This is a genomic window from Actinopolymorpha pittospori (assembly GCF_014873875.1).
Taxonomy (GTDB): Bacteria; Actinomycetota; Actinomycetes; order Propionibacteriales; family Actinopolymorphaceae; genus Actinopolymorpha; species Actinopolymorpha pittospori.
In genome coordinates, this window is record NZ_JADBEM010000001.1 from 860,703 (window position 1) to 875,116 (window position 14,414).

At 67.2% G+C, this 14,414-nt stretch carries 12 protein-coding genes and 3 pseudogenes; 9 read left to right on the forward strand and 6 right to left on the reverse strand.

Annotation, left to right across the window (positions count from 1 at the left end; all coding sequences use genetic code 11):
* The first annotated feature begins 259 nt into the window (after nucleotides 1-259).
* The gene (locus HEB94_RS54310) at nucleotides 260-562 is read left to right on the forward strand and encodes a hypothetical protein (RefSeq protein WP_192756218.1); all 303 of its coding nucleotides are present in this window, start codon (nucleotides 260-262) and stop codon (nucleotides 560-562) included.
* A gap of 175 nt (nucleotides 563-737) precedes the next feature.
* On the opposite strand, the pseudogene HEB94_RS54315 reads toward HEB94_RS54310, so the two are convergent.
* Nucleotides 738-1,124, reverse strand: a pseudogene (locus HEB94_RS54315) (class I SAM-dependent methyltransferase); the annotation flags it as partial.
* 147 nt (nucleotides 1,125-1,271) lie between these two features.
* Between HEB94_RS54315 and HEB94_RS03930 the strand changes: the two are divergent.
* Together HEB94_RS03930 and HEB94_RS54320 are read left to right on the forward strand one after the other, a co-directional pair.
* Nucleotides 1,272-2,849 (forward strand): IS1380 family transposase, encoded by a 1,578-nt coding sequence (locus HEB94_RS03930; RefSeq protein WP_420481576.1) that lies wholly within the window; start codon nucleotides 1,272-1,274, stop codon nucleotides 2,847-2,849.
* 445 nt (nucleotides 2,850-3,294) lie between these two features.
* Nucleotides 3,295-3,504 (forward strand): DUF2188 domain-containing protein, encoded by a 210-nt coding sequence (locus tag HEB94_RS54320; RefSeq protein WP_420481515.1) that lies wholly within the window; start codon nucleotides 3,295-3,297, stop codon nucleotides 3,502-3,504.
* A 1,187-nt stretch (nucleotides 3,505-4,691) separates the two neighbouring features.
* On the opposite strand, the gene HEB94_RS03940 is transcribed toward HEB94_RS54320, so the two are convergent.
* Both HEB94_RS03940 and nhaA read right to left on the reverse strand, forming a co-directional pair.
* Nucleotides 4,692-5,033: a YciI family protein gene (locus tag HEB94_RS03940; RefSeq protein WP_192748675.1), complete on the reverse strand. Its 342-nt coding sequence runs from the start codon at nucleotides 5,031-5,033 to the stop codon at nucleotides 4,692-4,694.
* A gap of 468 nt (nucleotides 5,034-5,501) precedes the next feature.
* On the reverse strand, nucleotides 5,502-6,863 hold the full coding sequence (nhaA, locus tag HEB94_RS03945; RefSeq protein WP_192748676.1) for a Na+/H+ antiporter NhaA: 1,362 nt from the start codon (nucleotides 6,861-6,863) through the stop codon (nucleotides 5,502-5,504).
* A 223-nt stretch (nucleotides 6,864-7,086) separates the two neighbouring features.
* Here nhaA and HEB94_RS03950 point away from each other — a divergent pair, with 223 nt between their 5' ends.
* From HEB94_RS03950 to HEB94_RS50150, 5 genes and pseudogenes are all read left to right on the forward strand, one after another.
* The gene (locus HEB94_RS03950; RefSeq protein WP_192748677.1) at nucleotides 7,087-7,533 is read left to right on the forward strand and encodes a CBS domain-containing protein; all 447 of its coding nucleotides are present in this window, start codon (nucleotides 7,087-7,089) and stop codon (nucleotides 7,531-7,533) included.
* The gene (locus tag HEB94_RS03955) at nucleotides 7,530-8,822 is read left to right on the forward strand and encodes a sodium:proton antiporter (RefSeq protein ID WP_192748678.1); all 1,293 of its coding nucleotides are present in this window, start codon (nucleotides 7,530-7,532) and stop codon (nucleotides 8,820-8,822) included. The genes HEB94_RS03950 and HEB94_RS03955 overlap by 4 nt, the downstream gene beginning before the upstream one ends.
* 321 nt (nucleotides 8,823-9,143) lie before the next feature.
* Entirely contained in the window at nucleotides 9,144-9,920 is a 777-nt protein-coding gene (locus HEB94_RS53305; protein WP_192748679.1) for a metalloregulator ArsR/SmtB family transcription factor, read from the forward strand.
* 22 nt (nucleotides 9,921-9,942) lie between these two features.
* A complete protein-coding gene (locus tag HEB94_RS03965) occupies nucleotides 9,943-10,326 on the forward strand; it encodes a VOC family protein (RefSeq protein ID WP_192748680.1) in 384 nt (127 codons plus the stop codon).
* Nucleotides 10,327-10,373: 47 nt separating this feature from the next.
* A pseudogene (locus HEB94_RS50150) lies at nucleotides 10,374-10,448 on the forward strand (DUF1905 domain-containing protein); the annotation flags it as partial.
* A gap of 32 nt (nucleotides 10,449-10,480) precedes the next feature.
* Here HEB94_RS50150 and HEB94_RS50155 read toward each other — a convergent pair.
* From HEB94_RS50155 to HEB94_RS03985, 3 genes and pseudogenes are all read right to left on the reverse strand, one after another.
* Nucleotides 10,481-10,699 carry a hypothetical protein gene (locus HEB94_RS50155; protein ID WP_192757183.1) on the reverse strand — a complete coding sequence of 73 codons (219 nt, stop codon included), beginning with the start codon at nucleotides 10,697-10,699 and terminating at the stop codon, nucleotides 10,481-10,483.
* A complete protein-coding gene (locus HEB94_RS50160; protein WP_192748681.1) occupies nucleotides 10,696-11,790 on the reverse strand; it encodes a serine hydrolase domain-containing protein in 1,095 nt (364 codons plus the stop codon). Before HEB94_RS50160 ends, HEB94_RS50155 begins: the two co-directional genes overlap by 4 nt.
* A 61-nt stretch (nucleotides 11,791-11,851) precedes the next feature.
* Nucleotides 11,852-13,052: pseudogene (locus tag HEB94_RS03985) on the reverse strand (IS110 family RNA-guided transposase).
* 501 nt (nucleotides 13,053-13,553) lie between these two features.
* Between HEB94_RS03985 and HEB94_RS03990 the strand changes: the two are divergent.
* Nucleotides 13,554-14,411, forward strand: a complete 858-nt coding sequence (locus tag HEB94_RS03990; protein WP_238361412.1) for a helix-turn-helix domain-containing protein — start codon at nucleotides 13,554-13,556, stop codon at nucleotides 14,409-14,411.
* Nucleotides 14,412-14,414 lie beyond the last annotated feature (3 nt).

The window sequence follows — 14,414 nt, forward strand, 5'->3', positions numbered from 1 at the left end:
GTCAACGTGCAGATTCCCTGCCGATGGCAGGAGGAGTTCCGGGTGGTGGAGCAGGCACAGGCCGAGGCGGTGGCCGCTGCGGAGGCTGCGCCTCGTCAGATGCGCCTCCGCGTCCCTCCTCCACACCCAAGGCCTCACCGTCCGGGACGTCGGCTACCTGCTCGGTGTGTCGCCGCAGTGGGTGTCGCAGCTTCTACAGGACTCCCCCGGTTCCGATCAGCTCCCCCGACGCAAGGCGTCCTGACCCCGGACGCTCTACATCCAGCTCTTCTACGCCGGGCTCCTCGATCTCGACGACCTGAGGCACTTCCGCCGGTGGGGTAGCCGCACACCCGGCCACCCCGAAGTCGCACCACCTACCAACTGGGCAGGGAAGTCGGCGCGGTGCGACCCCCGCCACTGCCGGCTGACTCAGCGAAGTTCCACCTCGGTGGATGACCGCGACGTGCCGGCGGTGCGTGCGGCATCCTTCTCTGCACGTTCGGGGCGAACCACCCTCGCGGCCGCCGGGCGCGCCCCTGTGGAGGTGGGGCGGGGCGTCGGAAGGAACCCCGAGCGCTGATCAGCGATCCCAGCCGCACCTGGGACCGCGGTGCCGCTTCACTCAAGATTCGCGCAGTACGCAACAGTCTGTCGATCGGGTCCATGCTCGCGAAGAGGGTCGATCGGCTACCCCGAAGGATTCGGCGTGCGGCGGGCGGCGAGGCCGCCTTGTGGCGTGACGGACGTACCGCCTCGGCCAGCGCCGCCTGCTGATCCGGCACCGAGCACCGCACCATGGCGAACACCACGGCGTGCATGCTCGCATCGGCGGCCGGCAGCAGTTCGGCTGTGCCGGCGTGAACTTCGACAGGCACGGGCGCCCTGGCCGCGGCAGCCTGGGACAACCCACGCAGCTGTACCTCCGGATCGATCGCCAACACCTGCTCGACCGTGGACGGGTAGTGCGCGAAGTTGGCGCCGTCACCGGACCCGACCTGCGAACCTGCCCACGGAGGCCCGCCAGCTGCGTCGACCGTCGGTCGCCCATGCCGCCTGCGTCCATGGCCCGCGCCAATCAGTCGCAGTAGACGACCGACGCCCAGGCCGCGGCGATTGCGCTCGTCGCGTCGATCGGGGGGCATCCGTGGCCAGCGCAGGTCACCGTCAACTAGCCCTTGACCAAGCGTGTCGGCTGGGCTGGATGGCCGTTTTCATAGGCAAAGGCCTTATCTTGCTGGGTTAGCGCTCACAACGCAGTCCGGCAAGAAAAGGCCTTTGTGGTGAAGAAGATATCGCATGTTCAGAGTCGGCGGAACGCGGCGCGTCGACGACGCCGGGTTGCGGCGCGTCACGGGTTGGCGGGGCACTGGGGCGAACAGCCGTCCCCGATGCTGGGCTCGGGGACTGTGTCCTATGAGGTCGGCGGGAACCTCGACGCGACTTGTTTCGGCGGGATCGCCGCGGTGCACCGGCTGGTGACCAAGCTGGGCCTGGTTGACCAGATCAACGAGGGTCTGCACCTGTTGAAGGTGCACCTGCCCTACCACGAGTCCGACCATGTGCTGAACCTGACCTACAACGTGATGTGTGGCGGCACCCGCCTGGAAGACATCGAAGGCCTCCGGCACGACACCGCCTACATGAACGCCTTAGGCGCGGACCTGATCCCAGACCCCACCACGGCCGGGGACTTCTGCCGCCGCTTCGCCGAGACCGATGTGGTGGAGTTGATGGAAGCGATCAACGCGGTCCGCCCACAGTTGTGGGCGGGTCGGGGAGGCGATCTGCTCGGCCCACTCGCCTACATCGACGCCGATGGCACGATCGTCCCCACCTCCGGGCGCCGTAAGGCCGGCATGGACATGTCCTACAACCGGATCTGGGGGTATGCGCCGCTGATCGTGTCGCTGGCCAACACCAAGGAAGTGCTCTACCTGGTCAACCGGCCCGGCAACGCCCCCAGCCACCAGGACGCGGCGACCTGGATCGACAAGGCCATCGACCTCGTGCAACCGCACGCACCACGGGTGTGTCTGCGCGGTGACACCGACTTCTCCCTGACCGCCCACTTCGACCGCTGGGCGGCCCGGGTCGACTTCGTCTTCGGCATGGACAACAACCACGCGCTACGAACCCGCGCCGAGGCGCTGGCCGAGACCTGCTGGACCCGGCTGCATCGAGACGCCACCGCCCAGAACGCCACCGCCCAGAACGCCACCGCCCAGAACGCCACCGCCCAGAACGCCACCGGCCAGAACGCCGCCGGCCAGATCCGGGCTCGCCGGGACAACCACAAGCAGGCCATCGTGGCCGAACGCGGCTACCTCAACCTGGAGCTCAACTACGAAGACGTCGCCTGCTTTGACTACCAGCCCGGCAAGTGCGACCGCTCCTACCGGGTGGTCGCGCTGCGCAAGAACATCAGCCGCAGCCGCGGTGAGCAGGTGCTCATCGATGAGGTCCGCTACTTCTTCTACATCACCACCCGCACCGACCTGAGCGCCGAACAGGTCGTGGCCTGCGCCAACCAGCGCTGCGACCAGGAGAACATCATCGCAAGCCTCAAGTCCGGCGTCGGCGCACTGCGGGTGCCGCTGCACGACCTGGTCTCCAACTGGGCCTACATGGTCATCGCCGCGCTCGCCTGGAACATCAAGTCCTGGTTCGCGATGATGATGCACCGCAAAGCTGACCGCCGCGACTACATCCGCATGGAATTCCGGCGCTTCTTCAACACCATCATCCTCATCCCCGCCATGGTGACCCGCCGAGCCCGCGCCATCACCATCCGACTCATCGGCTACAACCCCGCCCTGGACCGGCTCTTCACCGCCTGGAACACCACCGAACGAACCCGCTTCGGCTGACCCACCCCAACCCCCACCCCCGGCCCGACAGCGCCTCACACCGCCGACCACCACCGGCGGCGACCACGCCTGCCCAGACACCAAAAACCGGCGCCGAACACCCCCACACAGCCCCCGACCAGGCCACTCCGACCCCCCACCGACACCCTCAGACGTCCCACCGACATGCCCGACACGACAGCCGACATGATCAAATCGCCTTCGGCCACCGCCATCGAGCCGACTCGCTTATTTGAGGACTAGCGGTCGAACCGACCGGCCACCATCAGGTCGGCCCGCTGGTCGTGGTGGAGATCCGCGCCGAGATTGTGACCGAAGGGCCGGCGGTGGCGGCACGCTGTCCGAATGCTGCGGGTCCGGGACATCGCCCCCTATGAGGTGTCCCTAGACCTCGACTTGGGGGGTGATTGTGGGGTGACGATGGAAGCGGAGGGGGCGGACTGTTATGGATCATGCTCGGGACAGATACGACGCGAAGCTCTACCGAGTGACGGCCGAGTGCGGGCGGTGGAAGCTCAGTCAAGGGGATGAGGAGATCCTCTGGTTCGACACCAAGGACGCTGCGGTCGAAGAGGGACGGAAGCGGGCCGGCGCGGATCGGCCATGCCAGCTCGTCATTCGTGACGGCACGATTGAGGTCGAAAACATCTTCTAGCCCCTTCATCGACACTCGTTCGAGCCAGAGTGCAGTTGTGGGCGGCAGTGCAGGTGGGGCTGGTCTCAAGTCCGGGACGCACAGTCGATCCAGCGCGCCGTCTACGAACCACCACTGCAAGATCGAAGACGAGCCCGCCCCCAGAAGATCGTCTCCTTCGCATGGGGTAGCGCGTGAGACCGAGGGTCGCGCTGAGGATGAAGACCGGTGTAGCCCCCGCACTCCTGGTGGGAGGGTGCTACACCGGCCGCTGTGAGCGGTGCACCGCGCTACGCCGAGCCCCCACGATCCGCTGGTCTGGCGCGTGTGCGTGGCTGTGCTCGCACCGCTTCTGGACCGACCTGACCGCCGTCGCCATCCCGGCGGGAGCGCGCCAGGTCGGCCTCACTGGGCGGACCCCCGTGAACGATCTCGAACAGACAAGCCGCGAGCGCGTGCCCGGGATCAACCCAGTGACGGTGATATCCGACCCCATGGCACCCTGGGTCCTCGCAAACCGGACCATCCCTCGTTGGGCCCGCAGTCATGCGCTCCCTTGTCGTCTTTCCGGCACTGTAGGCACCGGCACGTGTCTATAGAGCAGGAGACGACAGGCCCGAACCGGCCGGGACGTACGGTGTAAGCCTTTGCGGCCGCGGGTGCAGCCTTGATGAGTCCGCAGGGCAGCAGGTGCCGGGCAGCGGTACGACAGATGGTGAAGGTGCCCCGCCCGCCGACTGAAACGCGAGTCGAGCTCCCTTCCCGCCCATATCCGCCCACCGCAGGCCACCGCTCTTCGGGTCCCGGGCCAAGCGAGGTGTCTAAGGCCTCCGGCCCGGCGCCGACCACGCACCCAGTCTGCGGCGCGGGACGTGAGGAAGGCCGCCAGTCTCTTGGCGTCCTTCTTGGCCTGCGCCGCGGCGGTACCGGTAACGCGGATCCGCCGGCGTGGTGCCGAAGTCTTCGATCGGCGAACCTGCAGGTGGTATGCAGATCGTCGCGTCCGAACGTGCGGCGCTCAGGCGGCAAGTTCGCCGGGTGGGAGCACACTGGCCAGTACGGGATCGGCCATGACCTTGAGCGCACCCCCACGCCAGTCCCAGCCATCTGAGTGCGGCCGGGAGGAAGTCGGCGTAGCTCGGCGTCTCATCGTCCGTGGCGGGGCCGCGCACGGACAGCACGCACGGCCCCACCGTGATCTCCTTCGATCAGACGGCCGGGTCGTGCGGGAACTCGCGGACGTCCTGCGCGCAACGGCAGGCGACCGCGTTCTTTGCAGCCCACTCCAGGGCCGCCTCCTGGGTGGGGACGTCGAGGACCATCATGCCGCCGATGAACTCCTTGCTCTCCGGGTAGGGGCCGTCGGTGATCGTCCCGTCGGTGGCCACCACCTCGTACTCCGCGTCGAGGGGCAGGCCGCCAGCGAAGACGAAGACGCCGGCGTCCTTGGCCTCCTGGACCACCGCGTGGGCGTCCTTGGCCACGTCGGGCAGGTCCTCAGCGGAGACGTCCATCGCCCCGTTGTTGAACGAGATCAGGTACCGCGCCATCTCATGACTCCTTGTCCCGGCGGCCACCTCTACCTGCTACGAACGCCTCGCCCCGAATCCGACAGGCTGCCGATAGAAAACACGGGACCTCCGCCGCCAGCGGTCGCCGTCACGCGCTCGGCGGCAGCTCGACGCAACCGCGGAGCTCGAGCGGATCAAGCTCAATGACGAGGACATGGAGCAGGCCGCGCAGCTCCTCGCGGACCTGTGGATCGTCCTGCACGCGTACGGCGCGTTCGACGGCTGCATGGCGGACGTCGCCAATGTCCCCAAATGGGCGGTCCTGACGACCCAGGCCGTGAGGCGTCACGACCGCGCTCTCGCGGCAGTCGCTGACCCGGCGACCTACAACCCCTTCGTGATCTCTGGCCCCTTGGCGCATCCTGCCGTTGGGCAGACCCGCTCAAGGCCGCGGAACAGGCAGGGGATGGGAAAGCTCAACGGGATCGATGACGCGACATTCCGAGATCAATGTTCGTCGTTCTCTGCCTTCCCGCCGCTCAGGCATCTTTCCTCCGTGGCCTGGCTTGGCTCGTAAACGTCTGGGATGCCGTCGTTGTCGTGGTCAGCTGTTTCGGCTTCTTGAAGGAGGCGGTAGGTGCGGTTGCGCAGGCGGAGGAAGCCCGTCGCGATGAGTGCCGCGGCAAGTGAGCCGGTCAGGACAGCGATCTTGACGTGGTTTTCGCGTTGGCTTCCGATCCCGAAGGCCAGTTCTCCGATGAGCAGGGACACGGTGAAGCCGATGCCGGCCAGGATGGACAGTCCGACGACGTCGATCCAGGCCAGGCCCTCGTCGAGACTGGCTCGTGTGAAGTGGGCTACCAGCCAGGTAGCTGCCAGGATGCCGATCGGCTTGCCTGCGAGGAGCCCGATGATGATGCCCACCGCGATCGGGTCGGTCAGGGATGTCGCCAGGCCATTGATTCCACCGATGGTGACGCCTGCGGACAGTAGCGCGAAGAGCGGCACGGCAAACCCGGCAGAGAGCGGCCGGAAGCGGTGTTCGAAGTGTTCAGCCAGGCCAGGGCCGTCTTCTGGGCCACCGGCCTTGTGGCGCCGCGCGACCGGCACCGCAAAGGCCAACAGCACCCCGGCAACCGTGGCATGTACCCCTGAGGCGTGCACGAGCGCCCAGGTGGCGACCGCCAAGGGAAGCAGCAGCCACCACGAGCGGACCCGACGCTGCACCAGAACCGTGAAGATCACGAGCGGGGCCAGTGCCGCCAGCAATGGGATGGCTGAGAGGTGGTCGGTGTAGAAGATGGCGATGATGAGGATGGCCAGCAGGTCGTCGACGACGGCGAGGGTGAGCAGGAAGGTGCGCAGCGCGGAGGGCAGGTGACGGCCGATGACGGCGAGCACCGCCAAGGCGAAGGCGATGTCGGTTGCTGTGGGGATGGCCCAGCCCTTGCCCGCGCCGCTGCCGGTATCGAGGTTGACCAGCGTGTACAACAGGGCTGGGACGATCACTCCGCCGATCGCGGCGGCGATCGGCACGGCCGCCCGGCGCGGATCGCGCAGGTCCCCAGCCACGAACTCTCGCTTGAGTTCAAGCCCGGCGACGAAGAAGAAGATCGCCAGGAGTCCGTCCGCGGCCCATGCAGCGACTGTGAGATCCAGGTGCAAGGCTGCCGGGCCGAACGTAAAGTCGCGAACGGCCTCATAGGTGCCCGCCCATGGCGAGTTCGCCCAGATCAGGGCAACCACCGCACCCGCCAGGAGCAGTGCGCCGCCGATGGTCTCCTGGCGCAGGATATCCGCGATGCGACGGGCCTCGCCCCACGAACTCCTGGCGAATAGGCGCGGCGAGAGACGCGGACCGTTGGTCATGGAGTCTCCGTTTCGGGGTCGGGACAGCCAATTGCCGACCAGACTTCCCGGCGCACCTGACATCACCCTATGGGACAGGCGCCAACCCACTGCGCGGCGGTGGCGTCCGCGGCTGGATCATGTCCACCGCGGCGAGAGGAGATGGCTATGCAGTAGGCTCCAGCCCTGGTGTGCCGGGAAGTCTGGTCGGCGTTGATAGTGGCGACGGCGAAGGAGCTTTCCGATGCGGGCACGAGATTTGGTCGCGGACTTCCCAACCGTCCGTGTGGATACTCCGGTCCTCGAGGCTGCCCGTTTGTTGGCGGGTCAGGATCTGCCGGGTCTGGTGGTGGTGGATCACAGGGGCAGGCCGGTCACCGTGTTGCCGGGGACGCAAGTGCTGCGGCTGGGGGTCCCGGCCTACTGCCAGGAGGATCCGGCGCTGGCCCGTGTGGTGGATGAGGCGCACGCCGACGTCTTTCTGCGGGAGTTGGCTGATCGAACGGTGGCGGAGTGTCTGCCTGAACGGCCGCGTGAGCTTCCGGTGGTCGACTCCGACGCGACGGTCCTGGAGATCGCCGCGTTGATGGCACGCACCCGCAGCCCGCTCGTCGCGGTGGTGGACCAAGCCGGAGCGCTGTCAGGTGTGGTCACCCTGGATGCGTTGCTGGACCGGATGCTGGCGACGTGAGCGCGACCGCCTGGATCGCGATCGCGGTCTTCGCCCTGGCCTATGTGCTGATCGCGACTGAGTGGGTGCACCGGCTGGCCGCCGCGATCGGCGGTGCCTGCGTCATGCTCGTGCTCGGTATCACCGACCCCGATCACGCTTTCTTCTCCCCACACTCGGGTATCGACTGGAACGTCATCTTCCTGCTGATGGGGATGATGCTGATCGTCGCGGTTCTCAAACGGACGGGGCTGTTTGAGTTCCTCGCGATCTGGGCGGTCAAACGTGCCCGCGGTCAGCCGTTCCGGGTGATGGTCATCCTCGTCCTGGTCACGGGCATCGCCTCGGCGGCCCTGGACAACGTCACCACTGTGTTGTTGATCGCGCCGGTGACGTTTCTGGTGTGTGGTCGGCTCGGTGTGCCGGTGGCGCCGTACCTCATCGCGGAGGTGATGGCCTCCAACATCGGGGGTACGGCGACGCTGATCGGGGATCCGCCCAACATCATCATCGCCTCGCGCGCCGGGCTCACCTTCAACGACTTTCTGATTCACCTGGCACCGTTCGTCGTTGTGGTGCTGGTGGTCTTCGTCGGCCTGTGCCGGCTGCTGTTCCGTTCCGCGTTCGCCGTGGATGCGGAGCGGGTGGCGTCGGTGATGGAGCTTCGCGAACGCGACGCTATCCGCGACGCACGTCTGCTCGTGGTTTCGCTGGCCGTGCTGGGAGTGGTGCTGCTGGCGTTCGTGACCCATACGATCCTGCACCTGGAGCCCTCGGTGGTGGCTCTGGTTGGTGGACTGGCGTTGTTGGCGCTGTCGCGACTGGACGCCGCCGAGGTGGCCCGTGATGTGGAGTGGCCCACGCTGGCGTTCTTCGCCGCCCTGTTCGTCATGGTGGGTGGACTGTCGGCGACCGGTGTGATCGACACGGTGGCCAAGGCGGCCACCGACGCCATGGCCGACCGGCTCGGTCTGGCGAGCATGGTGCTGCTCTGGGGGTCGGCGGGCCTGTCGGCCATCGTCGACAACATCCCCTACGTCGCCACCATGTCGCCGATCGTCGCGGACCTCGTCTCGGCCAGTGACGCCGGAGCACGTGGGCAGGTGCTGTGGTGGGCGCTCGCCCTCGGTGCCGACCTGGGCGGCAACGCCACCGCCATCGGTGCCTCGGCCAACGTCGTGATGCTCGGTCTCGCCGAGAAGGCGGGCCGTCCCATCTCCTTCTGGGAGTTCACCCGCTACGGCCTGGTCGTCACCGCCGTCACCATCGCCCTGGCCGTGCCCTACCTCTGGCTCCGCTACCTCCTCTGATCCCGGTGAGGGCGTACGGACGACGAAAGGTGGAGGAGCGAACAGGGGCACACCCCACACGAGCTACCAGACTCCCTTCCCACTCCCCCTGGGAGGCACCGCAATGTCCGTCCGCACTTCCCGCGACCCGACAGGCCGCCCTCGACACTCGGCTGAGGACTCCCGCTCGCCGACGATGTGTTTGCTCGCGACATCGCGATCTACGCTGCCCAGCTCGACATCGGCTGCGGGAAGCCCATCGGGCGCCGTCGCGGGCCCGCCGGCCCCGCTAGGGAGCCACAGGCTTGACAGGAAACCAAAAGGTTTCCTATTGTGCGTGGTGTGGAGCAGGTGTTCAAGGCGCTGGGTGACCCGACCCGCCGGGCTCTACTGGACGCGTTACTGGAGCAGGACGGGCAGACCCTGCTGGCCCTGTCGGCACGCTTCCAGATGACCCGGCCGGCCGTGGCCAAGCACCTGGGCATCCTCGAGGAAGCCGGTCTCGTGGTGGCCCGCCGCCGGGGTCGTGAGAAGCACCACTTCTTGAACGTCGTACCGATTCGGCGGATCCATGACCGGTGGATCACCAAGTACACCGAGGACTGGGCGGCAGGCCTGTCCGACCTGAAGAGGGACCTGGAGCAAGGCATGGAGAAGGTGTTCGAGATCTACGTCGACACCACGCCCGAACGGCTGTGGCACGCGATCACCGACCCGGTCAGTCGGGCCAAGTACCACTTCGGCGCCGCGGTCCATTCGGACTGGACCACGGGCTCGTCGTTCACCCTCGAACATCCCCACGCGGAGCACCCTCTCGCGGAAGGCGAAAACCTCGTGGTGGATCCGCCCAGGCGACTGGTGCAGTCCATGCGGACGCTGTGGTCGGAGGGAGCGGAGAAGCAGGGCACCACCAGGGTGACGTGGGAGATCGAGGCCGTCGGCGACGCATGCCGGCTCATCGTGACCCACGACCAGCTGGCGGGCGACGCGCCCCCCGAGCTGTACGGCGGCTGGCCGATGATCCTCTCCGGGCTGAAGACGTGGCTGGAGACGGGCCGGACGCTGACCACTCCGGGTTTGCTGATGTACGGCGGCAGCGACCCGTCGAATCCCGCATGACCCGTACCCAAGGAGAAGGCCCATGACCACTATCACCGACGTACGCACGATCGGCATCACCGTCGCAGACCAGGACCGGGCACTGCGGTTCTACCGCGACACCCTGGGTTTCGAGGTCCGCCTCGACGGGATGGCGGGGAAGATGCGGTGGCTCGAAGTCGCACCGCCAGGCGCCGTGGTGTCGCTGGCATTGACCGCGTCCACCGGCGAGGCCAGCTCGAGGCGAGAGACCGGAATCAGGTTCGTGGTCCCGGACGCCACGGCCGAACACGCCTCGCTGCGGAGGAGCGGTGTGTCCCTGGGCGAGTTGCTGGAGTGGCCAGGCGTACCACCCATGTTCACCTTCGACGACCCCGACGGGAACCAGTTCGTGGTCGTGGAACAGGTCGAGGAGGCCGCACCGTGAGCACCAGAACGACGAGAACCCAGCTGGACCACACGTTCACCGCCGTCGTGGAGCGAAGCGACGCCAAGGGCGGGTGGACCTACCTACGCACAGACTGGAGCGCCGAGTTCTTCGGCACCCGCGGTCTGGTCAAGGTGGCCGGGACGATGGATGGTCACCCGTTCGAGGCGTCGTTCATGGCGTTGTCGATGGCTGTGTGGGTCGCCCCCGGAGTGCAGTGCGAGCTAGGCCGGCTCCAGCGCATCTTGTCGCGGCTCCTCTTGGCGCGCAGCGACAGCATGACTTCACGGCCGAGGGCGAGGTCGAACACGGCAGCGGAGACCCACTCGGCCGGTGTGGGCCGCACCCTCACGTGTCGGAGGTCGGTGGTCATCGCTTTCCCGCCTCCGCGTTCTCGGCCTGTGCTTTTCCATTGCCGCACATCGCTTGCTGCTGGAACGTCGACAACGCGTGGTCGATGGGGTGCGGCTGCGGGATCCCCGAGGAGTCCGGCATGTTCCACCTCGCGAGGTTCATCGCGACGGACATCTGCCGCTTGCCATCAGCGCGGGTCCAGGACATCGTGACGGCCCCCCACGCCGAGCCGTCGTGGCCCCAGAGGATGCCGCAGGGGGACGTGGCCTTCGTCAGACCGAGGCCATACTCGATCGGGTACCCTTCCTGGCTGATGACCGAGACCACGCGCTTCATCTGCGCCAGCGACGACCGGTTGACGATCCTGCCGGCAAGCAGCTCGTCGTAGAAGCGGTTGAGATCCTCCATGGTCGAGACCAGACCGGCCCCCATCATGACCCAGGACATGTTGTAGACGCTGTAGTCGCGCGGCGGGTCGACCAAGCCGAAGAACGCCTCGTACATCCGCGAGTGCGGCCCCTTGATGCGGGGCCTGTCCGGAAACTCGGTGTGCTTGAGCCCGGCGCGCCTGATGACGTTCTTGGTGATGTAGTTCTCTGCCGTGGTGCCGGTCACCTTCTCCAGGAGTCGGCCCAGGAGCAGGTAGTTGGTGTTGGAGTACACCCCCGGAGTGCTTCCCGGTTCGCCGGCGGCGGGCGCACTCAGCCCCATCTTGATCAGCTCAGCCGGGTCGAACTGCCTGAACCGGTTGTCGTCCAGGCTCTCAGGGGACATGTCCGGCAGTGAGGGCCACTCCTTGAGTGAGGGGAACGCATAGGGAAGGTATTCGGGGATGCCGCTGGTGTGGTTGAGCAGCATCCGAACTGTGATCTTCACGCCGCGCTGTCCAGGCACCAGCTGCGGCAGGTAGCGGCCGATCGGCGCGTCGAGCTGGATCCGACCCTGCTCGACCTGCTGCATGACCGCGGCGGCGGTGAAGGTCTTGGTGATGCTGCCGACACGGTGCCGCATGTGCGGCCCGACGGGACGGCCGGTCCTCACATCGGCGACCCCGGAAGCGCCGCGCCATACCTGGCCGGCATCGCGCACCTCGGCGAATACACCCGGCATCCCCGCGCGGTGGACTTTGTCCAGTGCGGACGTCAGCTCCGCAGGATTCTCAATGAAGTTGTCAAGCCTCTTGAGCAGTTGGTGGGTCGATTTGAAAGACCCGGTTGTCGCGGAGTAGAGCCCACAAGACGTCGACGCGGCGTCGGGCCAACGCGATGAGTGCTTGGGTGTGTTTGAGTCCCTGTCCACGCTTCTTGAGGTAGTAGGCGCGGTTGGGTCCCTCGCGCATCATGGCCGCGGAGGCGGACAGGTAGAACACTCTGCGCAGCTTGCGTGAGTAGCGCATCGGCCGGTGCAGGTTCCCGGTGCGTCGTCCGGAGTCACGCGGAACGGGTACGAGCCCGGCAGCCGAGGCGAGCCGGCCGGCGTCGGCGTAGCCGCCCAGGTCCCCGGCTGCGGCGATGATCTCGGCGCCCAGGATCGGGCCCATGCCCGGCAGGGACTCGATGATCTCGGCCTGAGGGCGCGCGGAAGGTAGTGGTGATGCGGGCGTCCAACTCGCTGATCCGAGTGCCGATCGCCAGGATCTGGGCGGCGAGGTCGGCCACGATGCTGGCCGCGACGTCTTGCGCGGGCACAACACTCTGCTGAGCCCTGGCTGCGGCCAGGGCAGCGGCTGCGATCTCCTCCGCGCTGCGGACCTTCGCCCTTGACCAGCCATGCCCGCAGCCGCGACTGCCCGATCCGACGGATCGCCCCGGGGATCTGGTAGCCGGTCAGTAGAACCAGCGCGCCACGGCTGTGGGCGTAGCCAAGGACCGTTCCAGGGCAGGGAAGTAGCCACTGAGTACGTCGCGGAGCCGGTTGACCATGCGGACCCGGTCGCCGACCAGATCGCTGCGATGGGTCACCAGCAGCCGCAGCTCGCTCACCAGCGAAGTGGAGACCTCCACCTCCTGCAGATCGCCGCGGTGTCGAAGCGTCTCAGCGATGACATATGCATCGCGGGCATCGGTCTTCGCTTCACCGCGGTAGGCGCCCGCCATCTGGTTCACGGTTCGACCAGGCACGTACCTGCCGCGCTGACCGTGCGCCGCCAACAGTGCCAGCAGGAGCCCCGACATGGTCCCGGTGACGTCGACTCCCCACACGACCTCCTCAGCCCGAGTAAGCACGCTGCCAACCGCGTCGAGGATCGCAGCCTCGTCGTTGATGACCTTCGCCGACCAGGCGGTCGCCCCGTTTTCGTCGATCAGACAGACCCAGTGATGACCCTTGCCGACATCGACGCCCACCCAGCCGAACGGGATCCGCTTCTTCATCAACTTCTCCTTCGAGCACACGAACATTGCCGTGGCCCGAAGGACTCCCCGCCGACAGATCCGTAAACAGCGACCAGGACACGCATCTCAATCAGCAGTCAAGGCGTCCCAGGAGGAGCCGGGCGGCCAATCCATGGGAGCCATCAAGGGCGATCAAGGCTCAGCCACACCCAGCCCTCCCGGGCCAACCAAGAACTTACGGATCGAGGCTGGTCGACGGGCTCGTGCTGGCAGCCAGCACTGCCCCTGTGGCTTTGGGCGCGGGAAGTGCCGTCGCCGTGCCCGCACCAACGCTCAGTAGGGCGACGCTTGCGCATACCAGTCGGATCCTCAAGACACCTGTCCTCTCAAGATCAATGCGTGCAGCGGTGCCGGCGTAGCTCGACGTTGCTCGTTAGTGCCTCCGCATCCGAAAGGGGGACCATGAGCCCACTGTCGCCATCCCGGCGTGCCATGGCTTGGACGAATGTTGCGGCCGGTCGGCTCGCATAGCATGTGACGATGCGGTCCACCGCGCACCAACGCGACGATCCGGCTACGTGGGACGTCGCACGTCCCGAGCGGGCCAGCCGAGTGGCTGGTGTCACCATGGCTGGCTTCGGTGTCCGTAACTTGGCCGCGCTTCGGATGGTCCCTCACCCGGCCTTGACGATGATTCTGGAGTTCGGTGCGGGCCAGCCCATCGTGGATGATGCCGCCGGACGGGAGCAGCGGGGAAGTCTCGTTACCGGACTCGGGTTCGGGTTCGCAGGCGCGGTTCGGGCGCGGGGTGACAACGTCGTGTGCGTGCAGGTGCGTCTGTCCCCGCCGATCGCGCGTGCGGTTCTGGGCGCATCCCCCGCTGATCTGCAAGGCGCCGCGGTGCCCCTGGAAGAACTGTGGGGCCGGGAGGCGACACGGATCCGGGAGCAACTGAGCGAGATCTCCTCCTGGCAGGAGCGTTTCGCGTTGACCGACGCGTTCCTCGCCCGCCGAGGCGAGGAAGGGCCGGCCGTAGACCCGGAGGTGGCCTGGGTCTGGGACCGGATCGTGGTCGGCCGTGGCCTGGTCCGGGTCGACAGCCTGGCGGCCGAGCTCGGATGGAGCCGTAAGCGCCTGTGGTCCCGGTTCCGGTCACAGATCGGTCTGCAGCCCAAGCTCGCCGCGAAGCTGGTCCGCTTCGACCAGGCCGTCCACCGCCTCGTCGCCGGTGAAGGCGCGGCCCAAGTCGCCGCCGACAGCGGCTACGCCGACCAGTCCCACCTGCATCGCGACGTCGCAGCGTTCACTGGAGTGACCCCGACGACCGTGGCCAGCGAACCGTGGCTGACGGTCGACGACACCGCATGGCCAGCCACGCGCGACACCCGCGCTCGCTAGCGC